18 protein-coding genes and 3 pseudogenes are annotated in these 26,684 nt (G+C 75.7%); 14 read left to right on the top strand and 7 right to left on the bottom strand.

What is annotated here, in order from left to right; translation table 11 throughout:
• Complete coding sequence (locus VSR01_RS20680) at positions 1–1,032, bottom strand: phytanoyl-CoA dioxygenase family protein (protein WP_326450660.1); 1,032 nt, start codon at positions 1,030–1,032, stop codon at positions 1–3.
• Positions 1,033–1,517: 485 nt separating this feature from the next.
• Between VSR01_RS20680 and VSR01_RS20675 the strand changes: the two genes are divergently transcribed.
• Positions 1,518–3,089, top strand: a complete 1,572-nt coding sequence (locus VSR01_RS20675; RefSeq protein ID WP_326453740.1) for a glycoside hydrolase family 3 protein — start codon at positions 1,518–1,520, stop codon at positions 3,087–3,089.
• A 500-nt stretch (positions 3,090–3,589) separates the two neighbouring features.
• Here VSR01_RS20675 and VSR01_RS20670 read toward each other — a convergent pair whose 3' ends face one another.
• On the bottom strand, positions 3,590–4,678 hold the full coding sequence (locus tag VSR01_RS20670; RefSeq protein WP_442785506.1) for an ATP-grasp domain-containing protein: 1,089 nt from the start codon (positions 4,676–4,678) through the stop codon (positions 3,590–3,592).
• Between the two features lie 260 nt (positions 4,679–4,938).
• Here VSR01_RS20670 and VSR01_RS20665 point away from each other — a divergent pair, with 260 nt between their 5' ends.
• Positions 4,939–8,487 carry a phosphodiester glycosidase family protein gene (locus VSR01_RS20665; RefSeq protein ID WP_326450659.1) on the top strand — a complete coding sequence of 1,183 codons (3,549 nt, stop codon included), beginning with the start codon at positions 4,939–4,941 and terminating at the stop codon, positions 8,485–8,487.
• A 43-nt stretch (positions 8,488–8,530) separates the two neighbouring features.
• Here VSR01_RS20665 and VSR01_RS20660 read toward each other — a convergent pair whose 3' ends face one another.
• Together VSR01_RS20660 and VSR01_RS20655 are read right to left on the bottom strand one after the other, a co-directional pair.
• Complete coding sequence (locus VSR01_RS20660; RefSeq protein ID WP_442785691.1) at positions 8,531–8,950, bottom strand: DUF4396 domain-containing protein; 420 nt, start codon at positions 8,948–8,950, stop codon at positions 8,531–8,533.
• A gap of 407 nt (positions 8,951–9,357) precedes the next feature.
• A complete protein-coding gene (locus tag VSR01_RS20655) occupies positions 9,358–9,954 on the bottom strand; it encodes a TetR/AcrR family transcriptional regulator (RefSeq protein ID WP_326450658.1) in 597 nt (198 codons plus the stop codon).
• Positions 9,955–10,469: 515 nt separating this feature from the next.
• Here VSR01_RS20655 and VSR01_RS20650 point away from each other — a divergent pair.
• The 4 genes from VSR01_RS20650 to VSR01_RS20635 all read left to right on the top strand — a co-directional run bounded on the left by VSR01_RS20650 (position 10,470) and on the right by VSR01_RS20635 (position 14,115).
• On the top strand, positions 10,470–12,029 hold the full coding sequence (locus tag VSR01_RS20650; RefSeq protein WP_326450657.1) for an MMPL family transporter: 1,560 nt from the start codon (positions 10,470–10,472) through the stop codon (positions 12,027–12,029).
• Positions 11,969–12,406, top strand: coding sequence for an MMPL family transporter (locus tag VSR01_RS20645; protein WP_326450656.1), 438 nt, complete (start codon positions 11,969–11,971; stop codon positions 12,404–12,406). The genes VSR01_RS20650 and VSR01_RS20645 overlap by 61 nt, the downstream gene beginning before the upstream one ends.
• Before the next feature lie 185 nt (positions 12,407–12,591).
• Positions 12,592–13,341: an N-acetylmuramoyl-L-alanine amidase gene (locus tag VSR01_RS20640; RefSeq protein WP_326450655.1), complete on the top strand. Its 750-nt coding sequence runs from the start codon at positions 12,592–12,594 to the stop codon at positions 13,339–13,341.
• A gap of 240 nt (positions 13,342–13,581) precedes the next feature.
• Positions 13,582–14,115, top strand: a complete 534-nt coding sequence (locus tag VSR01_RS20635; protein WP_326453737.1) for a TerD family protein — start codon at positions 13,582–13,584, stop codon at positions 14,113–14,115.
• 124 nt (positions 14,116–14,239) lie between these two features.
• On the opposite strand, the gene VSR01_RS20630 is transcribed toward VSR01_RS20635, so the two are convergent.
• Entirely contained in the window at positions 14,240–15,100 is an 861-nt protein-coding gene (locus VSR01_RS20630) for an aldo/keto reductase (RefSeq protein WP_326450654.1), read from the bottom strand.
• A 326-nt stretch (positions 15,101–15,426) separates the two neighbouring features.
• Between VSR01_RS20630 and VSR01_RS20625 the strand changes: the two genes are divergently transcribed.
• Positions 15,427–16,317: a lysozyme gene (locus VSR01_RS20625; RefSeq protein WP_326450653.1), complete on the top strand. Its 891-nt coding sequence runs from the start codon at positions 15,427–15,429 to the stop codon at positions 16,315–16,317.
• Between the two features lie 253 nt (positions 16,318–16,570).
• Positions 16,571–16,999 carry a hypothetical protein gene (locus VSR01_RS20620; protein WP_326450652.1) on the top strand — a complete coding sequence of 143 codons (429 nt, stop codon included), beginning with the start codon at positions 16,571–16,573 and terminating at the stop codon, positions 16,997–16,999.
• A 78-nt stretch (positions 17,000–17,077) separates the two neighbouring features.
• Here the strand turns inward: VSR01_RS20620 and VSR01_RS20615 are convergent.
• A pseudogene (locus VSR01_RS20615) lies at positions 17,078–18,599 on the bottom strand (hypothetical protein).
• Positions 18,600–19,344: 745 nt separating this feature from the next.
• Between VSR01_RS20615 and VSR01_RS20610 the strand changes: the two are divergent.
• The 6 genes and pseudogenes from VSR01_RS20610 (at position 19,345) to VSR01_RS20585 (ending at position 25,419) form a co-directional block, all read left to right on the top strand.
• Complete coding sequence (locus VSR01_RS20610; RefSeq protein WP_326453736.1) at positions 19,345–20,637, top strand: molybdopterin-dependent oxidoreductase; 1,293 nt, start codon at positions 19,345–19,347, stop codon at positions 20,635–20,637.
• Positions 20,634–21,323 carry a hypothetical protein gene (locus VSR01_RS20605; protein WP_326450651.1) on the top strand — a complete coding sequence of 230 codons (690 nt, stop codon included), beginning with the start codon at positions 20,634–20,636 and terminating at the stop codon, positions 21,321–21,323. The genes VSR01_RS20610 and VSR01_RS20605 overlap by 4 nt, the downstream gene beginning before the upstream one ends.
• Positions 21,324–21,415: 92 nt before the next feature.
• Complete coding sequence (locus VSR01_RS20600; protein WP_326450650.1) at positions 21,416–22,639, top strand: NAD-dependent epimerase/dehydratase family protein; 1,224 nt, start codon at positions 21,416–21,418, stop codon at positions 22,637–22,639.
• Positions 22,636–23,358, top strand: a pseudogene (locus VSR01_RS20595) (glycosyltransferase family 2 protein); the annotation flags it as partial. The gene VSR01_RS20600 and the pseudogene VSR01_RS20595, both read left to right, overlap by 4 nt.
• 476 nt (positions 23,359–23,834) lie before the next feature.
• A pseudogene (locus VSR01_RS20590) lies at positions 23,835–24,443 on the top strand (TIGR04282 family arsenosugar biosynthesis glycosyltransferase); the annotation flags it as partial.
• 181 nt (positions 24,444–24,624) lie between these two features.
• Positions 24,625–25,419 carry a class I SAM-dependent methyltransferase gene (locus tag VSR01_RS20585; RefSeq protein WP_326450649.1) on the top strand — a complete coding sequence of 265 codons (795 nt, stop codon included), beginning with the start codon at positions 24,625–24,627 and terminating at the stop codon, positions 25,417–25,419.
• Between the two features lie 136 nt (positions 25,420–25,555).
• Here VSR01_RS20585 and VSR01_RS20580 read toward each other — a convergent pair whose 3' ends face one another.
• Complete coding sequence (locus VSR01_RS20580) at positions 25,556–26,467, bottom strand: sulfotransferase (RefSeq protein WP_326450648.1); 912 nt, start codon at positions 26,465–26,467, stop codon at positions 25,556–25,558.
• Between the last annotated feature and the right edge of the window lie 217 nt (positions 26,468–26,684).

Here is a 26,684-nt window from a genome sequence, read left to right as displayed (position 1 = left end):
CTACGCCCCGGCCGGCTGCTCGGCGTTCCAGGACGTCTTGCCGAGCAGCTTCTCGCCCAGCTCGGTGAGTTCGGCCCGACCGTAGCGCAGCGACTCGTGCTTGTCGGCGTCCCCGACGAGCGTGGCGTTCCAGTCGGGGGTGGACAGCGTGCGCCAGGACTCCACGCGCGAGCGCCGCAGTTCCTCGTGCGACTCCAGCGCGGGCATCATCGCGATGTACTGCGCCGAACGCACGCCGTCCGCGGACAGGTTGGGGGCGACGCCGTGCGCGAGGGCGCCGTTCCAGATCAGCAGGTCGCCGGCCTTGAGGTCGGGGCGGACCACCGGGAACTCGTCGGGGTCGGTGTTCGGCCGGATCGGGTCGCGGTCGGCGGGCTGGCCGGCCTTCCACTGGTCGAACCTGTGGAAGAGCTCGGGCGAGCACTGGAAGCCGCCCATGTCCGGCTTGGTGTCGGCGAGCGCGATGATGCCCTGCACACGCTGCGGCAGGTCCTCCAGCGTGGTGTCGATGTCCCAGTGCAGGCGTATGTCGAAGCCGCGCTCGGTGGGCGCGATCAGCGCGCGGTCGCGGGTCTTGACGTTCGGCGGGTTGAGGTTGAGCCGGTCCAGCGTCACCCACAGCTCCTCGCAGTCCCAGACGTCCACGAAGGCGTCGTAGACCCGCTGGGTCTGCCGGCTGTTCCAGATCAGCTGGTGGTGGTAGGCCTCGACGAAGCCGTAGATGTGCAGCTCGCGTTCCAGGTCGGAGCGGAACTCCCGCTCCTGGTACCAGGTTTCCGGTCGGTCGGGGTCGAGTCCCTGGAAGTCCCAGGCGAAGTCGAGCAGTTCGCCCGCGGCGGCGGCGGGGATCGCCTGCTCGACCACCACGTAGCCGTATTTCTGCCAGAAGGCGAAGTCCTCGTCCGACAGGACGCGCAGCTTTCGCGTCTTACGGAGATCGCGCAGCGCAGTGGGGGCGAGATAGGTCTCGCCGTCCGCGCTGAAGTAGGGGATTTCCGAGGCCGCTCGGTAAAGACGATCAGGCGCTGACAACGGTCGCTCCAAGGTTCGGATCAGCTTCCGGGGCAAAGCCATGGAGACCGGCGCGGCGCACGATTCGGCGTGTACGCTGCGGTCGGTGCGCGAGAAATCACGCACGGCAATGGGTATCGGCGTCGAGGCGTACCAGCGCCTGGCGCCACGGCTGTCGCTCGCTCAACTCGCGTCCCCCTAAACTGGACTAGACCAGATGGCCGTGTCAAATGGCCGGCGTGCACCCGACTGTCGAACGATCGTACGGGGCAGGGGAATTGGCGGGATTCCGTTGACAATGAGCGGGAATTCGGTCGCGGTAAGCAAGTGGCCAATCACCGGCGGTGACTCATTGCGGCACGCCTTGACACTCAAGATCGGGCTGGGTCACCATCCATTTGGTCTGTACCAATCTGCGGGAAAGGCCCTACACGATGTCCGGGTTGACGTCCGCCGGTGCGCAGCGCGCAGCCGGACCCAGTGGTGCCGCGCACAGTGACGGCGGCCTGCGCCGGCTCGCGCTCTCCGTGCTGCAGCCGGGCTTCGTCGGCACGCAGGCGCCGGACTGGGTGCTGCGGGCCATCGGCGAGGGCCTGCAGTCGGTGGTGCTGTTCTCCCGCAACATCGCCTCGCCCGAGCAGGTCGCCCGGCTCACCGCGCAACTGCGCGCGGAGAACCATGAGTTGATCATCGCGATCGACGAGGAGGCGGGCGACGTCACCCGCATCGAGTCGGCCACCGGGTCCAGCCGGCCCGGCAACTTCGCGCTCGGCGCGGTCGACGACCCCGAGCTGACCGCGGCCGTCTCCCGCGACCTGGCACGCCAACTGCACGCCGCGGGCGTGACGTTGGACTACGCGCCCAGCGTCGACGTCAACTCCAACCCGGACAACCCGATCATCGGCGTGCGCTCCTTCGGCGTCGAGCCGGAGCGGGTCGCGCGGCACGCCGCGGCCTGGGTGCGCGGGCTGCAGTCCGGCGGCGTCGCCGCCTGCGCCAAGCACTTCCCCGGCCACGGCGACGTCGCGGTGGACTCCCACCACGGCCTGCCCGTCTACGACGTCGACGCCCCGACGCTCAGGGCCCAGGCGCTGCCGCCGTTCCGCGCCGCGATCGAGGCCGGCGCGCGGGCGATCATGAGCGCGCACCTGCTGGTGCCCGCGCTCGACCCGGACCTCCCGGCCACCCTCAGCAGCCGCCTGCTCGGCGGCGTGCTCCGCGACGACCTCGGCTTCGATGGCATGATCGTCACCGACGCGATCGAGATGGCCGGCGTGACCGAGCGCTACGGCATCGGCGGCGCGACCGTGCGGGCCGTGGCGGCCGGCGCGGACGCGGTGTGCGTCGGCGGGGAGCACGCGGAGGAGGGCGTGGTCGAGCTGCTCACCGGGGCGCTGGTGGAGGGGGTGCGGGGTGGCTCCGCGGGTTCGGGTGCGGCTTCGGGTTCGGCTTCGCCTTCGAGCGGGGGCGCGGGGCGCGGTCCGGGGGACGGTGCGGGGCGCGGTGCGGCCGGGCTGACCGAGGAGCGGCTCGCCGAAGCGGCGGGCCGGGTGCGGGAGTTCGCGGCGTGGTCGGCGGGGCTCGCGCGGGGTGTGCCGGTCGACCCGGTCGGCGGCGACATCGGCTACGTCGCGGCGCGGCGCGCGGTGCGGCTGGCCGGGGCGGCGGAAGGGGTGCTGCCGCTGGCCGCGCCGCCGCACGTGGTCGAGCTGGTCCCCTCGACGAACCTCGCGATCGCCAAGGAGACGCCGTGGGGGGTCGCGGCGCCGCTGCGCGAGCGGCTGCCGGGGACGACGTTCGTGCGCGTGCACCACGAGGAACTGGTGGCGCGGCCGGGGGTGCTGGACGAGCACGGGCTCGCTCCCGCGGTGGGGCGGCCGCTGGTCGTGGTCGTGCGCGATGCCGCGCGGCTGCCGTGGATGGGGCGGGCGTTGGCTTCGCTGGCGGCGGCGCGGCCCGATGCGATCGTGGTCGAGATGGGTCTGCCCGAGGATCCGCGCGCGGGCGCGGTCCGCATCTTCACGCACGGGGCCACGGCGGCGTCCGGAGTTGCCGCAGCCGAACTCCTCACCGGCTGACCCCGCCCCCCCTCACCGTCCCGCGCGCACCCCGCGCACTGCGTGACCGTGACGCTGGGCGTTGCCCCGGCCGGGTGCGCCGCGTTGCGTGCTCGGGCCGAGGTCGCCCCGGGGGTGACTCTCCCCAGCCTGGCGGCTGGGAGGTGCCCCCACGGACCGCCCCCTCGGGCCGCGAACGCGCCGCACGTCGCGTCATCAGGGGCGCGGGGAACTGCGCGAGCAACCCCAGCGGACCCGCAGCCGGGCACGGCGAGCACGGGGCAGCCGGGATCTGCCGGACGGGGCGATCGAACGGTTCCACGCGGCCTACCGCCCGGCCGCCGACGCCGCGACCCGCTGACCTCCGACGCTGCCCCGTGCTCGCGGTTCCCGACCGCGGGGTCGTGCGTGGTGTGGGGGGGTACCTCCCGGGTCACGCCGACGCAGCGCATCCGACCTGGGCGGCGCCCTGCGTCGCGCCGGCCCGGCGCGTCCGGCCGGGCACGGCGCACCGCCGGGGGCTATGCCGTCAGTGCTATGGGGGGTGGGTCGGCCGCCGGAGTCGGGACGACCGCCGCCGGCACCACGTCCACGGCCGGCGTCACGGCGTCGGCACCGCGCGCCACGAGTTCCGCGCCGCGCGTCACGACCTCCGCCGCGGACTCCGTCACCGCCACGCGGATGCCCAGCCGCGGCGCCGGGAGGGCGCCGGGGTCGCCGTGGAGGAGGAGGCGCACCGCCGCCCAGGGGAGGTTCAGACCGGTGAAAGCTGTCTGGAAGAGACCTGCGGACGGCCGGGGGTTGGCCTCCAGGAGGACCGGTTCGCCCCGGTGGTGGCGGAGTTGGACGTTGGAGAGGTACGCGAGGCCGAAGTGGGCGACCAGCCGCTCGGCCACCGCGGTGAGCGCGGGATCGTCGAGCAGCAGCCGGTAGCGTCCCTGCTTGGCGCGCGCCAGCGCGGCCAGCACCCGTCCGCCCGGCGCCGAGAGGCAGTCCACGCTGACCTCCGGCCCGTCCAGGTAGGGCATGACGAGCAGCTCGGGCACCGACTCGCCCTCGTCCGCGGCGCGTTGCAGCGCGCCCAGGACCGCGGGCAATGACACCCGGGGCGTCGGCGCGGCCAGCAGGTCGCGCAACCGCAGCGGCCGGTCGTCCAGCACCCGGAAGCCGAACGCGCTGAACTCGCCCGCCGGTTTGAAGCAGACCCGATCGCCGTCAGCGCCCAACTCCGCGACAGCCGCGGCGAATCCGGCCGCGTCGCGGACCAGCCGCCACGGGGGGACCGGGACGCCGGCCGCCCGCGCGGCCTGGTACGTCCGGTTCTTGCTGGTGAGGACGTCCACCGCGGCGGGCGGCGAGCTCATCAGCCGGGTGCCGAGCGCGGCGAAGGCGTCCGCGTGCGGGGCCAGGGCGGTCAGCCGTCTCGGCGGGATCAGCACGTCGATGGCGTGCCTGCGGCAGAAGTCGAGGGCGAAGGCGGCGTAGGAGTCGTCGCCGACGTGCCGCGGCTCGGCCTCGGCCACCTCGCACGCGGACAGGGCGGGGGCGTCCCGGTCCACGTTCGTACCGTATATCCGCACGTCGGCGGCGTCGGGGTTGTCGCGCAGCATCCGCATCACCTGGGTCGAGGCGACCCCCGCGCTGCTGAGCCAGATCCGTAGTGCTATCGCGGGCTCCTTGGGGTCCGGGACCGCCGGTGACCGCCGGCGATCATGTGTGAGCGGAATCTAGTACGAATCGGTGACGTCCAGGTTTCGCACGCGCGTCAACCGGCCAGGGCGGCGCGATGACGGCAGGTTGGAGTCATGTCCCATCGGTGCGCGGTTCGGCTCCGCGTCAGCCGGAGCCCATACCCTCCTTCGTCATGGACATGAACGACAGACACGATGCCGACCGCGCCGGTACGGCCGCCCCGCGCGCCCGCACCGGCGCCGACCCGACCCCGGCCGCGATCGCGCCCCCCGCCGTCTCCCGGCGCGGCGTGATCGTCGGCGCGGTCGCCGCGGGCCTGGTCGCGGCCGGCGCCGGGACGGCCGCCGCCGCGCCGGACCGGCAGGGCGCGGGAGCGGGGAACGCCGGCGGCCCGGCCCGCGGGGCGGCGGAGGGTCCCGCGCGCTCCGGGCCGCCGCGTTTCGAGCCGCCGCGCTACGACATCGCCGTGCCCGGCGAGTCGCTGGTCAGCCGCAGGACGGACCTGCCGGTGGCGCCGGGCATCGCGCTGACCTCGTTCGACCTGTTCGGCCGCACCGGCTGGCTGCGCGTGCACGTGCTGAACGCCGACCTCGCCGACGGCGCCGTCTCGGTGGACCTGGTCGCCACGCAGGTCAGCCGCGCGCAGCCGCTCGCGCAGGCGGCGAACGCCCAGCACGCGGTGGCCGCGGTCAACGGCGACTACTTCGACATCACCGAGACCTACGCGGCCGAGGGCCCGGAGATCCAGGGCGGACAGCTGCGCAAGGGCACCACCGCGCACACCACGGTCGCCGCGATCGGCGCGGACCGCGTGGCGCGCCTGGCCGACCTGGTGCTGACCGGCACGGTCACCCTCGCCGGTACGGCCCGGCCGCTCGCCGCCCTCAACTCCCCTTCCGTGCCGGCGGACGGCATCGCGGCGTACACACCGCTGTGGGGGCCGGGCGACCGCACGCTCATCCAGGACGCGGGCCCGTACACCGAACTCGTCGTCTCCGGCGGCCGGGTGACCGCGGTCAACAGCCGACTCACCGACACCGCCGTGCCGTCGGACGGCCTGGTGGTGCTCGGCCGGGGCGCCGCCGCGGCCCAACTGGCCGGTGTACGGCCGGGGGACGCGGTCACGGTGGCGTTCGCGCCGCGCACCGACGCCCCCGTGGACCTGCGCACGGCGCTGGGCAGCGGCGCGGTGCTGGTGAGGGGCGGCACGGCGGTCGACTTCCCGCCGAGCACCGGCAACGACACGCCCAAGCCGCGTACGGCGATCGGCTGGGCGCAGGGCGGCCGCCGGCTGCTGCTGGTGGCGGTCGACGGCTCGGCGAACTTCTCCGCCGGGCTGAGCTTCGACGACACGGCCACGCTGCTGGTGCGGCTCGGCGCGTACGAGGCGTTCATGCTGGACGGCGGCGGCTCGACCGAGATCGTGGCGCGCACGCCCGGCGACAGCGCGGTGGGCGTGGTCAACACGCCCTCGGACGGCGCGGAACGCCCGGTGCCGGACGGCGTCGGGCTGTTCGCCCGGACCGGATCGGGACGGCCGCGCGGCCTGGACGTACGGCCGGCCGCCGACCGGGTGGTGCCGGGCCTGACCGTGGACGTGGCGGTCGCCGGCTACGACGAGACGTGGGCGCCGGCCCCGCTGGGCGGCCGGCCGGTGGCGTGGTCGGCGTCGCCGGGCTCGCTCGGCCGGGCCGAGGACGGCGTGTTCCGGGCCAGGCGGCCGGGCGCCGGCGTGCTGCGGGCGCGGGCGGGCGAGGCGAGCGGCGAGAGCGGCCTGCGGGTCGTCGGCGAACTGCACCGACTGGCCTTCACCGAGCGGGCGTTGACGATCGACCCGGGCGCCACCGCGCACGTCGGCCTGACCGGCGCGGACGCCGACGGCTTCGACGCCCCCGTCGCGCCGCGCGATGTCGCGCTCGACTACGACAAGAACGTGCTGACCGTCGCCGAGGGCCCCGGCGGCGCGCTCACCGTCACCGGCGCCGCGGGCGCCGCGGGCCGGACCGCGACGGTCACCGCGACCGTGCAGGGCGTGACCGCGCGGCTGCCGGTCACCGTGGGCCTGGTGGACGTCGCGCTGGCCGCGTTCGAGCCCGGCGAGACGTGGACCGCGACCGCCGCGCGCGGCACCGCCTCGGTGGGCTACGTCGACGCGGCCGACCGGCCGGGCGCGGCGGCCGGCAACCACGCGCTGCGCCTGACCTACGACTTCACCGGCCAGTCCGGCACCTCCGCGGCGTACGCGGTGGCCGGCCCCGCGCCGTTCACGCTGCCGCCGGGCGCCAAGCGGCTCGCGCTGTGGGTCAACGGCGACGGGCAGGGGCACTGGCTGCGCGCGACGGTGACCTCGCAGGGCACCACCAACGTGCCGTTCACCTTCGCGCTGACGGTGGACTGGACCGGCTGGCGGCGGGTGGTCGGCGACCTTCCCGCGGGCTTCTCCGACCCGGTCACGCTGAGCCGCCTCTACATCGCCGAGACCTCGCAGACCAACAAGAACGCCGGGCGGCTGGACTTCGACCTGCTCGACGCGCAGGTGGGGCAGCAGCCGGACGCCACCGAGCCGCCGATGCCCGACCCGTACGTCGTGGAGCAGGGCGAACTGCCCGCGCACCGCTGGACGTTCGCGGTCCTATCCGACCTGCACATCAGCGCCGCGGCGGGCCTCGACTCGTTCTCCGGGCGGCAGGCGGTCATCGCGCTGGACCAGGTCGTGGCGAGCCGGCCGGACTTCGTCCTGATCAACGGCGACTTCGTGGACAACAACAACCCCGAGGACTTCGAACTCGCCGTCGGGCTGCTGCGCGACCACGTGCCCGCCGACCTGCCGGTCTACTGGACGCCCGGCAACCACGAGGCGGGGCTGTCCTCGACCGGCGGCCTGGACGCGTTCTTGGCGGTGACCGGCCGGCCCAACCGGCAGGTGGTGGACCACAAGGGCACCCGGTTCATCCTGCTGGACTCACACACCGGCGACATGCGCACCTCCGACTGGGACCAAGTCCCCGCGTTGCAGCAGGAGTTGGCGAAGGCGGCGGCCGACCGGTCGGTGACCGGCGTGGTGGTCTCCTTCCACCACCCGCTCAAGGACCCCTCGGGGGCGGGCGCCTCGCAGCTGTCCGACCTGCTGGAGGCGGACCTGTTCAAGCGCTGGCTCGCGGACTTCCGCGAGCAGTCGGGCAAGCCGATCGCGCTGTTCAACGGGCACGCGCACACCGCGGCGGTGACCCGCTCGGACGGCGTGCTGGAGGTGAACACGCCGGCCGTCGGCAAGACCCCGTACAGCTCACCCGACCAGGGCGGCTTCTTCGGCTGGATGCACGTGGCGGTCGACCCGCGGCCGGCGCGGGTACGCGCAGGGCAGCCGAGCCCGGAGACCCGCGAGTGGCTGCGGGCGGAGAGCAGGCCGCTGATCGACGGCATCGAACTGGCCGCGCCGGACCGGCTCGCCCCCGGCGCGTCGGGCACGGTCGCGGCGACCGGCGTGACCAGTGAGTTCGGGCTGCGCTTCCCGTTGCGCTTCCCGGCCAGCGTCACCTGGTCGGGCAGCCGCGGCCTGGTGGTGGCCGCGGACGCCGACCAGGCGCGGGCCGCGCGGCGCTCCCCGGGCACCCTGGCCGTCCTGGACCTGGCGGCGGGCACGCTCGCCGCGGTCCGCCGCGGCCGGGTCACCCTCACGGTGGCGTCCGGCGGCCTGACGGCCACGGCGCGGGTCGTGCTGGGCTGAGCGGCGGCGGCCCGGACCGAGCGTCCTGGACCGGGCCGCGCCCTCAGTGGTACGCGTGGACCACCGCGTGCCCCTTGCCGCGGCCGATCATCCAGCGGTTGACGGGTGTGGTGACGACGAACGCCAGCGCGAGCGACGCCGCGAGGGAGCCCCAGAACAGCGCGTCGGCCAGGCCCGCGTCCAGCGCGCCCGGGACGGCGGCCACGAAGCCGTTGTCGATCAGCTCCATGACCCCGATGGACACCGTGTCGGCGGCCAGCGCGACCTTCAGCGCGGCCCGCAGCGGCACGTCGGCGCGGAGCACACCGCGCATGGTGAGCGTGTAGCCGAAGACGAAGGCGAGCGCGACGGACAGCACGACCGTCGCGACGTTGCCGAGCCCCGCGGCGGTGCCGATGACCATGCCGAGCACCTCGCCGATCGCGCACCCGGTCAGGCAGTGCAGCGTGGCCTGCGCGGCCATGCGCCACGACGCCGCCCCGCCGTGACCCGCGTGACCGGCGTGCGCCGCGTGTCCTCCATGGCCGGCGTGCTCGTCATGCGCCGCGTGACCGGCGTGCTCGTCATGCGCCGCGTGTCCCCCATGGCCGCCGTGCTCGTCGTGCGCCGCGTGACCGGCGTGACCGTCGTGCGCCGCGTGCCCGCCCCGCACGTCCTGCTCGCCGTGTCCCGCGAGCCCCGCGCGTCCCGCGCGCTCGTCCCGCGCGAGGACGCTCCCGCGTTCCGTCGCCTCCCGGCGGTCTCGTTCCATGACGTCCCTCCTCGCCGTACGGGTGCCCCGGTATGCGTCAACCACATACCCCGGGGGGTATTCCCGCACCGGAAACGTACCCCCCTCGCCCCCGCGCCGGAGGCCCCCGGCGGGAGCCGTCAGCGGGGCCGCGCCCCCTGCACCCGCAGGAACCGCAGCACGCTGGTGCGCAGCGCCTCCCGCAGCTCCTCGTCGGAGAGGTCGACCAGATCGCGCAGGATGTCCGGCAGCGAGGCCACCGCGTGGAAGGCGATGCGGTCCGCGCCGCTCGGGGCGTCGCCGAACAGCAGCCGCATCGCGCGCTCGCGCAGCGCCGCCGCCTCGCTGTCCAGCAGGTCGTGCCGCTTGCCGCGGTCGAGATCGGGATCGCTCGCCGCCATCACCGCGTAGACCCGGTTGGCCAGCAGGAATTCCACGTAGCCGTCGACGATGTGCTCGACCCGGGCACGCCGGCCGCGCAGCGCCTCCGCCTCGTCGAGCAGCGTGGCGAGCTGCTGGATGCCGGGCTTCATCACCGCGTGCAGGATGTCGCCCTTGGCGCGGAAGTGGTAGTAGACCGCGGCCTTGGTCAGGCCCAGTTCGTCGGCGATCGACTGCAGCGAGGTGGAGTTGTAGCCGCGCTCCTCGAACAGCCGCTTCGCCGTGTCCACGATCTGCTGTCTGGTCTGTTCCGCCTGCACCGCGCGCGAGGACAGGCCCCTGACAGGACTGGACATGAGCGGCACCCTCCTTCGCGACGCTCCGCAGCATACAAGCCGGGCGACAGCCGCAGCCATGGTTCGACCTGCCGCGTTCACCCATCTGTCGGCAAGTGACTCACCAGACATCGGCTAGCGACTTACTTGACCATCGGCTAGTGAAAGCTTAGCGTCGGACCACGCCAGAGGGCTCGCTCTGCATCCGCACGGCCGTGGAGATATCTACCCATGTCAACATTTTTGTACCGCCTTGCCCATGCCGCGTACCGGCGCCGGCGGCTGGTCCTGGTCCTCTGGCTGGTCGCCGCGGTGGCGGCCATCGCCGCGGCGCAGGTGAGCGGCGGCAAGACGGACGACAACTTCACGATCCCGGGCACGGAGTCGCAGAACGCCGCGAACGTGCTGAGCGCCAAGCTCCCGGCCTTCAGCGGCGGCCAGAGCAGCGTCGTCTTCGCCACCGCCCACGGTTCGGGCGCCGGCCGGCCGGCGCGAAGATCACCGACCCGGCGCAGAAGGCCGCGATCACCTCGGCCATGGCCCGGGTGCGGACGGTGCCGCAGGTCTCCTCGGCCGTCGACCCGTTCACCGGCAAGCTGGTGTCGGGCGACGGCACGGTGGGCCTCGGCCAGGTGCAGTGGTCGGCGAAGGCCACCGACGTCAAGGACGCGAACCTCGACGCGCTGAAGGCCGCCATGAAGCCGGTGCAGGCGGCCGGCGTGCAGGTGGAGTACAGCGGCAGCGTCTATCCCGGCTGGCGCACCCAGATCTCCGAGGTGCCCGAACTGGTCGGCCTGGTCGTCGCGTTCGTCATCCTGATGATCACCTTCGGCGCGTTCGCCGCGGCCGGCATGCCGATCCTCAGCGCGATCATCGGCGTGGTCACCACGCTGATGGGCATCACGGCGGTGGCCTCGGTGATCACCATCGCCTCGGCGTCGACGACCGTCGCGCTGATGCTCGGCCTGTCCTGCGGCATCGACTACGGCCTGTTCATCCTCTCCCGGCACCGCACCAACCTGCTGAACGGGATGACGCCGGAGGAGTCGGTGCCGCTGGCCGTCGGCACCGCGGGCAGCTCGGTGGTCTTCGCCGCGCTCACGGTGGTGATCGCGCTGTGCGGGCTGACCGTCGTCGGCATCCCGTTCCTGACCGTGATGGGCCTGGCGGCGGCCGCGTCGGTGACGGTCGCGCTGCTGATCGCGCTGACGCTGCTGCCGGCCGTGCTGGGCTTCGCCGGGATGCGGGTCGCGCGCTTCACCCGGCTGCCGCTGCTGGGCGCGCGCTCGGAGCGGGTGGCCCGCCGGTCGGCCGCCGACCCCGACTCCACCGCGGGCGCCGGCTGGGCGCGCTTCGTCGTACGCCACCGGGTGCTGGTGCTGATCGCCGGCGTGGTGCTGCTCGGCGCGCTCGCGATCCCGGCCGCCGACATCAGGCTCGGGCTGCCCAGCGGCGCGTCCAAGCCGACCAGCGACACCCAGCGCAAGGCGTACGACCTGACCACCGAGGCGTTCGGCGCGGGCTTCAACGGCGCGCTGCTGGTCGTGGCGGAGAACGCCGACACCCCCTCGGACGCCCAGGTGATCGCGAAGCGGCTGGCCACCGTGCCCGACGTGGCGAAGGTGACGCCGCTGGCCGCGCGGAACGACGTCGCGCTGATCCGGGTGGTCCCCCGCTCGGGGCCGAACGACCAGGCCACCGCCGACCTGGTGCACAAGCTGCGCGACGACCGGGCGTCGCTGGAGGCGGGCACGGGCACCCACATCCTGGTCGGCGGCACCACCGCCTCCAACATCGACGTCTCCTCGAAGCTGTCCGGCGCGCTGCCGGTCTTCCTGATCGTCGTGGTGGGACTGGCGTTCGTGCTGCTGACCTTCGCCTTCCGGACCATCCTGGTGCCGGTCAAGTCGATCCTGGGCTTCCTGCTGTCGATGGCCGCGGCGCTCGGCGCGCAGGTCGCGATCTTCCAGTGGGGCTGGGCCGGCACATCTTCGGGATCACGCCGACCGAGACGATCAGCTTCCTGCCGATCATCATGCTGGCGATCATCTTCGGACTGTCCAGCGACTACGAGGTGTTCGTGGTCTCCCGGGTGAAGGAGGAGTACACCAAGAACGGCGAGGCCCGCCGCGCGGTGCGGCGCGGCACCGGGCTGTCCGCGCGCGTGGTGACCGCGGCGGCGCTGATCATGTTCTCCATCTTCGTGGCCTTCATGGTCACCAAGGACCCGACGATCAAGGCGATCGGCTTCAGCTTCGCGGTCGGCGTCTTCCTCGACGCGTTCGTGGTGCGGCTGACGCTGGTGCCCGCGGTGATGGCGCTCGTGGGGGCGCGGATCTGGTACCACCCGCGCTGGTTCGCCCGCCGCGTCCCCGACCCGGACATCGAGGGCCACCGCCTGGAGCTGCGCCTGGCCGACGGCACCCTCACCCCGGCCGGCGCCCAGCCGGAACAGGGCGCCCGGGTGCCGTAGGGCGGGGGCGCGGCGCGGCGCCGCCCCCCTGGGCGGCGCGGCGCCGCGCAGATCTCCCCAGCAGCCGACTCTCCCTAGCAGCCGGCCCGGCGGGCGGGCGCGGAACGCGGGCGACGCGCCGGAGGCGTCACCCGGACGGCCGCGCGCCGGGCGCGAGGGGGGCGGGGCGGGCGCAGGGTGGGGGCATGCGGCCCGACCCGGTGAGGGCGCCCGCCGCCCTCCTGGCGCTGGCCTTCCTCGCGACCTGCTGCGCACCCGCCCGCCCCGCGCACGACGCGCACGGGGGCACGGTGGCGCTGCGCCCCGCCTCGCTGCGCCCGGTGATCGTCGGCCGGGCGGCCTGGCACGCGGACGAGAAGGCGGTGCACGGCAAGCCGCTCTACGACCACCACGTGCGGGCGGTCTTCGTGCACCACACCGACAACCCGAACGGCTACGACTGCCGGCACGACGTCCCGGCGATGCTGCTGGCCATGCAGGAGCGGCACATCCACCTGCTGGACTGGGACGACCTCGGCTACAACTTCGTCGTCGACAAGTGCGGCACCATCTACGAGGGCCGCGGCGGCGGTGTGGACCGCGACGTGCGCGGCGCGCACACCGAGGGCTTCAACACCGACACCGTGGGCATCGCCGCGCTCGGCAGCTTCGGCGCGGGCGAGCCGGTGCCGGCGCCCATGCTGCAGGCGATCGCCGAGATCGCCGCGTGGAAGCTGGACCGGGACGTCGACCCGGCCGGCCGGGTCAGGCTGGTCTCCAGCAACGACCAGAGCCGCTACCCCAAGGGCACCGCCGTCGAGCTGAACGCCGTCTCGGGCCACCGCGACGTCTACGAGACGACCTGCCCCGGCGACGCGCTCTACGCGGCGCTGCCGTGGATCCGCGCGACGGCCGCGCGGCTGCGCCGGCAGGTCACGCTCGCGGCGGTGAACTGAGAGCGGCGAGGGCGCGCGGCGCCCGGGACACGGCCGGCCGCGCGCCGCCAGGTCGGCGCAAAGCGCGGTGGACAGCGGGCAGTTCAGCGAGGGTTAATCGGGGGAGGGCGGTTCCGCGCGGGACCGCGGGGCGCGTACGGGGGAAGGCGGGTGGGCCGGGTGAGCGGCATCGGCGGCAGCGGCGGCGGCTTCGGCAAGGGGAGCGGCCTCGGCGGCGGCAGCGGCGGCTTCGGCAAGGGGATGGACCGGGGCGAGGTGCGGGTGAAGTGGGACCCGAGCCCGCTCGGCGAGCCGGACACCGACCTGGACATCATCGCGGGGCCGTACGAGGGCCCGTACCGCGGCCCCTACACCGACGGCAGGTCCGGCGGCGCGCCGGCGTACCTGGTGCACTACGACAGCCGGTCGCCCGACGGCACGATCTGGCTCAACCACGACAGCCGGACCGGCAAGGGCCTGGGCTGGGACGAGGTGATGACGCTCCAGCTGGGCCGGCTCAGCGAGCGCTACGGCCGGGTCGTGGTCGGCGTCGCGATCCAACAGCGGCCGGTGCGGCGGCTGTTCGCCCGGGTGGCGGGACCGGCGTACCAGGTGGTCGCGGGCTACGACGTGCTGGCCGAGGGCGACTTCGCCGCGGTGGCCGACGCGACGGCCGCCTCGATCGCGGAGTTCGTCCGCGCGGAGTCCGGCGCGTGGGAGTTCCGGCCGGTGCTGCGCGGCTTCGACGCCGACCCGGACACGTTCGCCCGCACGATGGGCGACGGCCTGGAGTGAGGGGGGCGTGAGACGGGGCGTGAGGCGGGAGCCGTCACGCCGGGCCGGCGTGACGGCTCCGGCGTGACAGCCCCCGGTGTGACAGCCCCGGTGTGACCGGCTCGGGCGTGACCGGCCCTCGCGCTCAGGCCGCCGCGCTCAGCCGCTCGACCTCCGCCGCGGTCAGCGTCAGGTCGGCCGCGGCCGCCGAGTCGCGCGCGGTCTCCGGCCGGCTGGAGCCGGGGATCGGCACCACGACCGGCGACAGCGCGAGCATCCACGCCAGGCACACCTGGTGCGGGCTGACGCCGTGCGCCTGCGCCACCTCGGCGAAGGGCGCGAAGGACGAGCCGAGGCCGCCGGCCCGGGTGATGCCGCCGAACGGGCTCCACGGCAGGAACGCCACGCCCAGCTCGTCGCACAGCTCCAGCTCGGGCTGGCTGGACCGGAAGGCCGGCGAGAACTGGTTCTGCACCGAGGCGAGCCGGCCGCCCAGCACCTCGTTGGCCTCCCGGATCTGGTCCGGGTTCGCGTTGGAGATCCCGGCCTGCACGATCTTGCCCTCGTCGAGCAGCTCGGCGAGCGCGCCGACCGACTCGGCGTACGGCACGCGCGGGTCGGGCCGGTGGAACTGGTAGAGACCGATCGCCTCCACGCCCAGCCGCTTCAGCGACGCCTCGCACGCCTGCTTCAGATACTCCGGCCGGCCGTCCTGCGTCCAGGAGCCGTCGCCGGGCCGCAGGTGGCCGCCCTTGGTGGCGACCAGCACGTCCCGGCCGCGGTCGTGGGAGGCCAGCGCCCTGGCGATCAGCTCCTCGTTGTGTCCGACCTCACCGGCCTTCAGGTGGTACGCGTCCGCGGTGTCGATGAACGTCACCCCGGCGTCGAGCGCCGCGTGGATCGCGGCGATCGACCGGGCCTCGTCCGGCCGCCCCTCGATCGACATGGGCATGCCGCCGAGGCCGATCGCGCTCACCTCGACGGTACCGATACGACGGGTCTGCATGGTTTCCGTACTCCTCTGTCTTCGTGGGCCGTCGTGGGCACCCCTGTGCCCACGTGTGCCCCGCGTCCGCCCCGCGACTCCCCCGCCCCTCCGGTCGCGGACCGCACACACGCTTCCAAGCTTCACTCCACGAGGGCCGGAACGTCCAACGGGTCCCCGACAGGGCCAATCGGGTGATCAGATCGTCACACCGCGCGTTGGTCGCAGCGACCGCCGGAACGGCTGGTCGAATGGCGGTACCGGCCCTCCTCTCCGCGAGGGTGTTCCGCCCCCGATGTCCTTGCTGTCATGACCACGCCCAAGGACCCACACCTTGGAGGCACTCCATGCACCACCGTCCCTCCCCGCGTCCGCGCCCGCCGGCGACGCGTCCGCTGCTCGGATTCGGCGCGGTCCTCGGCGCGATCCTCGCCACGCTGACCGCGCTGCTCGCCGCGCCCGCCCAGGCGCGGGGCGCCGGCGACGCGATCGGCGTCCCGCGCACCCACACCGGACTCGCCCACCCCGAGCGCGACTGGCTGGGCTCGTCCGTCGCCGCCCACGAGGGCCGCTCGACCGGCGGCGACAGCGTGACCGCCGCGGCGAGCAGCGTCCCGCGCACCCCCGGCTTCGACGTCAGCAACTGGCAGGGCAAGGTCGACTGGAACGCCGCGTACAAGAAGGGCGCCCGGTTCGCGTACATCAAGGCGACCGAGGGCACCACGTACAAGGACCCGACCTTCAACGCGAACTACACCAACTCCTACTACGCCGGCTTCATCCGCGGCGCCTACCACTTCGCCCGCCCGGACAGCTCCGGCGGCAAGGCCCAGGCCGACTACTTCGTCTCGCACGGCGGCGGCTGGTCCAAGGACGGCAAGACGCTGCCGCCGCTGCTGGACATCGAGTACCCGGAGGGCGCGGCCTGCTACGGGCTCAGCCAGAGCCAGATGCGCGGCTGGATCAGCGCGTTCCTGACCGAGGTGCACGCCAAGACCACGCGCTGGGCGACGATCTACACGACCACCGCGTGGTGGAAGAAGTGCACCGGCAACACCTCGCTCTACTCGGCCAACCACCCGCTGTTCATCGCGCGCTACGCCTCCACGCCCGGCACCCTGCCGGGCTGGCCCTTCTACTCCTTCTGGCAGCACGCCGACTCCGGCACCTTCCCCGGCGACCAGGACTACTTCAACGGCCCGATCTCGGGTCTGCGGAACCTCGCGAACAACGAGTGACGTCACGGCTGTCGTGCCCGCGCGCCGTCCCCGCCGGCTGGGGGGCGGCGCGCGGGCGCGCGGGCGGCGGGATGCGTGTTCGGCGCGGTGCGCGCGCGTTCGGCGACGCGCGCACGGGGCGGAGTGCGCGCGGGGCGGAGTGCGCGCGTCCGGCTCAGGAACGCCTCAAGTGGCGTGACACGGCGCCCGGTCGGGCCCGAAGCTTGAGCCGGGGAGCGCGCGGGGGCGCGTTCGACGACGGTGGGGGGACGCAGTGCAGAGGGACGGCAGCGGGACCGTGATCGTGTGGGTGGTCGGGCTGTTCGTGGTGCTGGTCGTCGTGCTGGCCCTGGCACGGGCGGCGCAGGGCCGCGGGCGCGGCGGGGGCCGCCGCGGCGGAGGCGGAGGCGGCAGCCGGCCCTGGGACCCGCCCGGCCCCGACCTGCCGGACGCCCCCTACCCGCCGGACTCCGGCGCCGCCGACAGCGGCCCCCGGCCCGACGGCGGACCAGGCCACCACGGGCACGGCGGCGGTCACGGGCACAGCGGCCACGGAGGCCATGACGGAGGCCATGGTCACCACGACCACGGCGGCGGTCACGGCGGCTTCGACGCGGGCGGCGGCCACCACGGCGGCTTCGACGGCGGGGGCGGGGGGTTCGGCGGCGGCTTCGACGGCGGGGGCGGCGGCCACCACGGTTGAACCGGATAACGGCGCCCAGGGGTTCAGACGGACCGCAGCGCCCGGGGGCGGGGCCCGGAGGCCGCGCGGGCTCGGCGGCTACCAGCCGGTCAGCAGCAGGTGGTTGACCAGCAGCTCGGCGAGGGCCTGGAGGGCGAGCCACGCGCGATGGTCGCGGCGCGGCAGGAACGCCGCGGTCGCCGGCAGCCAGAGCGTGAACGGCAGCCAGATCCGTTCGGTCTCGGCCTTGCTCATCCCGGACAGGTCCGCGGCGACGATCGCCAGCAGCAGCGCGCAGGGCACCACCACGGCCGCGGCGGCCCGCGGGTCCCCCGGCGGCCACGGCAGCCGCCGCGCCCACGGCGCCCGCCGCGTCCACCGGTCCTCCGCGGGGCGCAGGGCGCGGGGGGCCGCGGCCAGGACGCGGCGCAGGCCGGCCACGGAGGCGAGGCCCGCGGCGGCGACGGCCGCGGCGAGGTCGCCCCAGATCCAGTACGTGTACGGGCGGACGCCGCCGTAGCCCTGGTAGTAGCGGGTGCGCAGCAGCCCGTACGCCTGCCACCAGTCGAAACCGGCCAGGCTGAACGCCGCGACGACGACCGCCGCGCCCGCCAGCGCGTACGGCACCGGCCGCGCGCTGCGGGTGCACAGCAGCACCGCGGCGGCCGGCACGACGAGCAGCACCAGCCCGTACGAGAGGTACGCGCAGGCGCCGAGCAGCAGCCCGCCGCAGAACGCCGCGAGGGCGGCGGGGACGGCGGGGACGGCGGAGGCCGCGGCCCCGCGCGCGCCGGGCCGGGCCGGCCGGGGGACGGGGGAGGCCGCGGCGGCGCGAAAGCGCGTGCCCGCGACGGCCAGGAGCGCGAGCGACCACGCGGCGACACCGGCGAAGTAGCCGTCGGCGGAGACCCCGGACCAGACCGCGCCGGGGGCCAGCGCGAGGAAGGGCGCGGCGGCGCGGGCGCGGTCCTCGCCGGTGAGCAGCCGCAGCGTCAGCAGCGCGGCCGGCACGACGGACCCGGCCGCGGTGATGCAGAAGGCCGCGCCCCACGCGCCGCCGCCGAGCCCGATCCGGTCCAGACCGACGAAGGTGAGCACCGCGCCCGCCGGGTGGCCGGCGATGTGGGTGGGCCAGTGGTCGGGCGAGTTCAGCAGGATGTGCCGGTGGAAGTCGCGCAGCGTCGCGCCGACGCCGTCGCGCTCGAACCGCGGTACGCCCCACAGGTATTCGGTGGAGTCGGTGAGCCGGCCCGCGACGCCGCGCTGCCAGCCGTCGATCAGCGCGAGCGACCACGTCCAGGCCATCGCCGCGGCCCACGCCGACCAGGCCAGCGCCCGCCGGCCGAGGCGTTGCGCGAGCCCGGGCCCGTCAGCCGGCGACCAACGCGGCCACGACGACCGCGGCGGGGGTGCCGGGCCCCGCGTGCGGACGCCACCACGCCTCCAGCGGCGGCCACGGCGACCGCAGCGCGTAGCTGTCGCGCTGGAGGTACGCGCCGACCCCGGCCGCCGCGGCGAACAGCAGCAGCCCGCAGACCGCGGCGGCCACGTCGTACCGCCGCCCGCGCCGGTCCCGCGGCTCCCCGGTCCCGTCGCCGGCCCCGGGCACGAGCAGGGGCACGGGCGGTACGGACGCGGCCGCCGGCACCGCCACCGGCTCGGGCGCGGGAACGGTCACCGGCTCGGGCGCGGGAACGGTCACCGGCTCGGACGCCGCGCGCGGGTCCGGCGGGGGCGGGGGCGACAGGGAGGGCGGCTGCGGGGAACTCACCCGGTCACCGTAGGCAGCGCCGCGGGCGCGGACCCGCGCCGCGCCCGGGACGTCAGACTTTCGTCATGAGTCGGTCCGGCGGAAAGCCCCCCGCGCCGACCTATCGTCGCGACCCATGGACGCTCCCCCACCACCCCCACCCGACCCCGACAGCCCGTCCCCCGACCAGCGATCCGCCACGCCCCGCGGCCCCGAACCCGACACGACCCGCGGCACGCCCACGGGCCCAGGCCCGGACGGTGACGCGACCCGAGGTACGTCCGCGGACCCCGACCCCGAGGGTGATGCGACCCGCGGCACGCCCACGGGCCCAGGCCCGGACGCCGACACGACCCGCGGTGCCGACGCGGCCCCCGCGCCGGACGCCGGATCAGCCCCCGCCGCGGATCTCGGCGCGACTCGCCGCGCCGACGCGAGCTCGGGCCCGGGCCGGGACCCCGACGGTGGGCCGGAAGCGCCGGACGCGCCGGAAGCGCCCGACGCCGCGGGGGGCCCGCGCGCCCCGGGCCCCGCGGCCGGGGCGGCCGAGCGCCCGGCCGACAGCCCAGCCGGCCGCCCGGCTCTCCGCCCGGCTCTCCGCCCGGCGCGGAGCCGGCTGCGGCTGCCCGCCGGCCCGTGGCGCAGTCCGATCCGCGGTCCGTGGCTGACCTCGGTCTTCGGGGTGGTGCTGCTGGTCGGACTGCCGGTGGTGTTCGTGACCGGCCTGCTGTCGTACGCCGCGTACAACCCCGATCTGTCGGCCGTGAACGACAAGACGCCCGGCAAGGGCCTGCTCGGGTTCTACCTGTTCGCATGGCCGACCCACCCGTACTGGCTGTACCGGGTCACGCAGGGCGTGCACGTGACGCTCGGCGTGGTGCTGGTGCCGGTGCTGCTGGCGAAGCTGTGGTCGGTCGCGCCGAAGCTGTTCACCATGCCGCCGGTGCGCAGCGCCGCGCACGCGCTGGACCGGCTGTCGCTGCTCCTACTGGTCGGCGGCGGGCTCTTCGAGTTCGTCACCGGCCTGCTCAACGCGCAGCTCGACTACCTCTTCCCCGGCTCGTTCTACCCGCTGCACTTCTACGGCGCCTGGGTGTTCGCCGGCGCGCTCGCCGCACACGTGGCGCTGCGGCTGCCGCGTACCGTACGGGCCCTGCGCAGCCGGGACTTCCGCGCCGAGCTGCGCACGCCGACCGCGCGCACCCGGCCGGAACCGCCGGACGACAGCGGGCTGGTGTCCGCGCACCCGGCCGCGCCGACGACCTCCCGGCGCGGCGCGCTCGGCATGGTCGGCCTCGGCTCGCTCGCGCTGTTCGCGGTGACCGCGGGGCAGAGCATCGGCGGGCCGCTGCGGCGCACCGCGCTGCTCGCGCCGCACGGCCGCGACCCGGGCTCCGGCCCGAACGGCTTCCCGGTCAACAAGAGCGCGGCGACCGCGCACGTCCGGCCGCAAGACACCAGCGAGGGCTGGCGGTTGACGGTACGCGGCGCCGGCGCGGGCGACCCGGTCACGCTCACGCTCGACCAGCTCCGGCAACTCCCACAGCACCGCGTGGCGTTGCCCATCGCCTGCGTCGAGGGCTGGTCGACGGAGAACCAGCACTGGGAGGGCGTGCGGCTGCGCGACCTCGCCCGACTGGCGGGCTACGGCGACGGCGACGGCGCCGAGCCGCCGGGGGTGTTCGTGGAGTCCGTCCAACTCGCCGGCTCCTTCCGCGCGGTGGCCCTGCGCGCCAACCAAGTACGCGACCCGCGCTCGCTGTTGGCGCTGCGCGTCAACGGCGCGGTGCTGTCCCACGACCACGGCTACCCGGCCCGGATCATCGTCCCGAACGCGCCGGGCGTGATGAACACCAAGTGGGTACGCCGCCTCACCTTCGGAGCACACACCTTCGGGGAGCGGGCATGAGCGCGCGCGAGCAGGGCTCCGGCGGACCGGAGCGGAGGTCCGGCGGACGCGGCGCGCGGGCCGTACGGGTGTTTCGCTCGCTGTACGGCGCGTCGCCGCTGCAACTGCTGGTGCTGCTCGCCTCGTTCGCGCTGTGCGGGTACGCCGCGGCCAAGCTGCTGGAGGGCGACTGGCGCGGGATCGTCGAGTGGTTCGTCGGAGCGGCGCTGATCCACGACCTGGTGGTGGTGCCGCTGTACGGCGGCACGGACTGGGTGCTGCACCGGCTGCTGCGGGCGCGCGGCGACGCGGCCGGCACACCGCCCGCGCCCGACGCACCCGACGCACCGTCCGCGCCCGACGCACCCGACGCACCCGACGCGCCCGACGCACCGCTCGCGTCGCCCGCGTCGCCGTCGCCCGTGCGGCTGGCCGTCCTGCACCACATCCGCGTGCCCGCGTTCGTCTCGCTGCTCCTGCTGCTCGTCTACTGGCCGCTGATCTCGCGGGACTCGGGGCCGACCTACCGGGCCGCGACGCTGCTCTCGCCGGACGTCTTCCTCGGCCGCTGGCTGCTGATCACGGCCGCGCTGTTCGGCGCGTCCGCGCTGCTGCTGGGCCTGCGGCTGCTGCGCCTGCGGCGGCGCGGCGCGCGGCTCGCTGGCGAAGGGCGGGGAGCGGGACGGGCCGGAGCGGGGCCGCGGTGACGACGCCGCCCTCACGGGTGAATTCCTTACGAACCTGTGGCGTCCGCGTTCCGATGCGCTCACGCAGGGTCAACGCCTCCTAGGGTCGCGGCATGCGCGTACTCGTCACAGGAGGCGCCGGGTTCATCGGCTCCCACATCGTCGCCGCGCTCGCGGCCGGCGGTCACGAGCCGGTGGTGCTCGACGCACTGCTGCCCTCCGCCCACCCCGGCGCCGGCCCGGGCCCGCACCCCGAGCCGCCGCCCGGGACACTCCCGCCGGCGGCCGCGGGCGCGCGGTGGTTCCACGCCGACGTGCGGGACGGCGAGGCCCTCGCGGTCGCGCTGCGCGGCGTCGACGCGGTGTGCCACCAGGCCGCGATGGTCGGCCTCGGCAAGGACCTCGCGGACGCCCCCGGGTACGTGGCCTGCAACGATCTCGGCACCGCGACGCTGCTGGCCGCGATGGCGGCGGCGGGGGTACGGGACCTGGTGCTCGCCGGCTCGATGGTCGTCTACGGCGAGGGCCGCTACGACTGCGCGGCGCACGGCCGGGTGGCGCCGGGGCCGCGCAACCCGGCGGACCTGGCGGCCGGCCGGTTCGAGCCGCGATGTCCGCGCTGCGGCGGCGAGTTGGCGCCCGGACTGGTCGCCGAGGACGCGCCGGCGGACCCGCGCAACGTCTACGCGGCGACCAAGCTCGCCCAGGAGCACCTGGCGTCGTCCTGGGCGCGTGCGACCGCGGGCCGCGCGGTCGCCCTGCGCTACCACAACGTCTACGGGCCGGGCATGCCGCGCGACACCCCGTACGCGGGCGTCGCCTCCTTCTTCCGCTCCGCGCTGGCCCGCGGCGAGGCGCCCCGCGTGTTCGAGGACGGCGGCCAGCGGCGGGACTTCGTGCACGTACGCGATGTCGCCGCGGCCAACGTGCTCGCGCTCGAAGCGGTGCCGGACCGCGCGCCCGGCTCCTTCCGCGCCTACAACACCGGCAGCGGCGCCCCGCACACCATCGCCGACGCCGCGACCGCCTTGGCCACCGCGTACGGCGGTTCGGCCCCCCTGATCACCGGCGAGTACCGCTTGGGCGACGTCCGCCACATCACCGCCTCCAGCGCCCGCCTGCGCGCCGAACTCGGCTGGCGCCCGGCCGTGGACTTCACCGACGGCATGACCGAGTTCGCCCGCGCCCCCCAACGCCCGCCGGCAGCACGGGGGTCCGCGGCGCCGACGGAGCCGACCGGGGGCGCGACCGCCGCGCGGGCCTCGGGGGCCGCGACCGCCGCAACCGCCGCGCGGGCCGCGCGGAGCGTCATCACCTCGGCGGGGAGGCCGGCATGAGCGCGACGCCCGGCAAGGCGCGGGCATCTACGCCCCCGGTCCCGGGAAGCGACGCCGGTGTGGGGGCCGTTGCGGACGTGGTGCTGCCGTGTCTGGACGAAGTCGAGGCGCTGCCCTGGGTGTTGGCGCGGATTCCCGAGGGGTGGGGCGCGATCGTCGTGGACAACGGGTCCTCGGACGGCTCGGGCGAGGTCGCGGCGCGGCTCGGTGCGCGGGTGGTCCACGAGGCGCGGCGGGGCTTCGGGGCGGCGTGTCACGCGGGACTGCTGGCCGCGCGCGCGGAGTTCGTGTGCTTCTGCGACTGCGACGCCTCGCTCGACCCCGCGCTGCTCGTGGACTTCGTCCGCGACGTGGCCGACGGCGCCGCCGACTTGGTGATCGGGCGGCGCCGCCCCACCGCGCGCGGCGCATGGCCGCCGCACGCCCGCGCGGGCAACCTCGCCGTCGCGCGCATGCTCCGCCGCAGAACGGGCCTGCGCCTGCACGACATCGGCCCGCTGCGCGCCGCCCGGCGCACCGCGCTGCTCGGCCTCGACGTCGCCGACCGCCGCAGCGGCTACCCGCTGGAGACCCTGGTCCGCGCTGCCGACGCCGGCTGGCGGGTCACCGAGCACCCCGTCCCGTACCACCCCCGCACCGGCGCCTCCAAGGTCACCGGCACCTGGCGCGGCACCTGGCAGGCGGTCCGCGACATGTCCGCGGTCCTGGCCGCCCCGCCGCGCGCGCCCCTGCCGTCCCCCGGCCGCACCGTCGGTGAGGCGGCACCCGCGCGGCCCGGGAGCGACCCGGCCGCCGTGCCCCGTCCGGCGGAACCGGACCAGGCCGCAGCGGAAGGCGCCGAGCGGCCGTCCCGCCCGACCTCCGCCGCGCGCACCGCGGTCCGCGCCCCGGCCGCGCCCCGGCACGCGGGGACGAACGGCACACCCGCGCCCGCCGCGTCCGCAGCACGCCCGGACGGCACGCGTCCCGACGCGCGGACCGGCCCGCACAGCGGTCCGCGCGAACCCGCCGGGGCCGGCACGGACCGTCCCGGCGCCGCGGCGGCAGGCGGCGCGACCTCGTCCGCGGTCCCCGGCGCGGGGGCTCGGCCGGGCCCCTCGCTGACCGGTCGGACCGGCCGCGACGCAGGCGGCGCGCTCCGCACGCGCGGCGGCGGGGCTGACGAGGCGATCGGGGGGACGCGGTGAACACCGTGATGGTGATGGCGAAAGCGCCGGTGGCCGGGCGGGTGAAGACGCGGCTCACGCCGGTGTATTCGGCGGCGCAGGCCGCGGCGCTGGCGGAGGCGGCGCTGCGGGACACGCTGGCGGTGCTCGCGGGGATCGCGGGCGTGCGGCGCGTGGTGGTGCTCGACGGGGCGGCCGGGCCGTGGCTGCCGGCCGGCTTCGCGGTGGTCGCCCAGACCGGCGGCGGCCTGGACGAGCGGCTGGCCGCGGCGTTCGGCGGCTGCGACGGTCCCGCGCTGCTGGTCGGGATGGACACCCCGCAGCTCACCGCCGACCTGCTGCGGCCCGCGCTGGAACCGGGCGGCTGGGACCGCGCCGACGCGTGGTTCGGGCCGGCGGCCGACGGCGGCTTCTGGGCGCTGGGCCTGGCCCGCCCCGACCCGGCGCTGTTGCGCGGCGTGCCGATGTCCCGCCCGGACACCGGCCGCCTCCAGCGCGAACGCCTCCTCGCGGCCGGTCTCACCGTCCGCGACCTGCCCGAACTGCGCGACGTCGACACCCCGCACGACGCCGACCTGGTGGCCGCGCAGGCCCCCGGCACGCGGTTCGCCGCGACTCTCGCGCGGATACGTACGACCCCGAGGGCGGGGGCGGCGGCGCACGCCGCGGACGCCGCGGACCCGGCCGCTCGCACCTCCGCGCCGGGCACGGCGAGCCCGCCGGCCCCGCCGCCGCGGCGCACGTCGCGCCCGCGACCCCCGCGTCCGCCGCACCCGCCTCCGCCGCACCCGCCTCCGCCGCCCGCGCGAAGGCGGCCCGGTGAGCGCCCTCGCACCGCACGCCTCGGCCGCGGCAGCGCGCGCCGGCGGGCGGGACGGACGCGACGGGACGGACGGACGCGAGGAGCACGCGCACCACGACGAGCCGAACGGGCCGCCGGAGCGCGACGGTTGGAGCCGCGCCGACCCGTGGACGCGCGCGCTGCGCACCGGCCGCGGGCCGCTGTTCCTGCACCGCGGCGACGGCTGGCTGCTGCCGCTGGAGGTCGAGCGCTGGTGCGCCGAGCCGGACGCCGCCGACCTGACCGTGCTGGCGCGCTGCCGGGGCAGCGTGCTGGACATCGGCTGCGGACCCGGCCGCCTGGTCGGTTCGCTGGCCGCGCGCGGCGTCCCGGTGCTGGGGATCGACGTGAGCGCCGAGGCCGTACGCCGCACCGCGCGCTCCGGCGGGCCCGCGCTGGTCCGCTCGGTGTTCGACCCGCTGCCGGGCGAGGGCCGTTGGGACACCGTGCTGCTGATGGACGGCAACATCGGCATCGGCGGCGACCCGGCCGCCCTGCTCGCCCGCGCGGCCGGCGTGCTCGCGCCGCACGGCGTGCTGCTGGTCGAGGCCGCTCCGCACGGTGTGCCGCGCGACCTGGAGGAGTACCTCGACGTCCGGCTGCACGACGGGGCCGGGGCGCACGGCGCGCCCTTCCCCTGGGCCCGGCTGGGGCTGGCGGCGCTGGTCCGGCTCGCGGAGGCCGCGGGCCTGACCGCCGCGGCCACCTGGACGACCGCGGCGCGCACGTTCGCCGCGCTGACCCGCACCGCGGACGGCGCCGGCGCCGCGTGAGCCGACCCACCGCGTGAGCCGACCCACCGCGTGAGCCGACCCACCGCGTGCGCCGGCCCGCCGCGTGAGCCCTCCCACCGCGTCAGCCGGCCCGCCGCGTGAGCCCTCCCACCGCGTGAGCCGACCCGCCGCGATCTCAGTACGAGTGCCGCAACGTCATCACCGCGTCCACGAGGTCGCGGTCGAAGGGCGCGTCGAGCCAGTCGAACAGGGGACGCAGCGCGTCGTGGTCCGCGCAGTAGTCGTCGTAGTGGACGCGGAAGGCGTCGTCGCCCAGCTCCTCGGCCACGTCGAGGAGTTGGCGCTCCAGACCGGCCAGGTGCTCCGCCGCGTCCGGGCGGCGCGCCCACCACTTGCTGCGTGACGTCGCCTCCAGGTCACGGGTGTTGACGACGAACCGGGCGCCCGGGAAGACCGCGCGCAGGAAGGAGACGTAGCCGGGCAGCGCGCCCGAGGGCCAGTCGATCTCCTTGAAGCCGACCACGCGCGAGTCGGGCAGCGGGCGGATCAGCGTGTCCAGGACCAGGTGCCGCAGCGCGTCCAGGGCGTACTGCTCCGGGTAGCCGTCGATGCCCCACCACGGATGGGTGGACGGCAGCGGGGCGTTGGGCGCGAGCCGGTCGCGGTGGTGCAGCACCCGGCTGTGGTACTGGCACAGGTGGTACAGGACGCCCTGGTTCTCGCCCCTGATCAGCACTCCCGGCGCGGTGGACAGCAGGTTCTGCAGCAGGGTGGAGCCGGAGCGGCCGTAGGTCAGCAGGAAGAGGTAGCCGAAGCGGTCCGCGTCGCGGGCCGGCGCGCCGTCGGAGGCGCCCGCACCCACACCCGCACCCACACCCGCCCTCGCCGGCGCGCCGGCGCCCGCTGCCGCCGCCTCCCGCATCGCGCCGAGCCGCGCCAGCGCGTCCCGCTCCGCCCGGTACCCCTCGCAGCGCACGCGCAGTTCGTCGCGCTGCCGGATCAGCCGGTCGCGCTGCTCGATCAGCCGCCGCACCGGCGGCAGCGCGACCGCCGCGCTCTTCGTCAGCCGCACCGCGTTCTGCCTCATGCTCCGCCCTGCCTCGTCCCGCGGCGACCGCGGGTCCCGTGGCCGCCGCGGGCCCGGCGGCCCGCGGCCCGGCCCGTCACCGCCGCGTCATCAACATGTCTCCGAAACCCCCAGTTCCGGCAACGTAGCGGTCAAGGATGAGGAATCCATGAAGGCCGCCTGTGGGTCCGCTGGGACCTCGCCGCCGGCGTCCCGCTCGCCGGCGCGCGCCCCAAGC

This window comes from Actinacidiphila sp. DG2A-62 (assembly GCF_035825295.1).
GTDB lineage: Bacteria > Actinomycetota > Actinomycetes > Streptomycetales > Streptomycetaceae > Actinacidiphila.
This window is presented reverse-complemented; position numbering and strand designations above follow the sequence as displayed.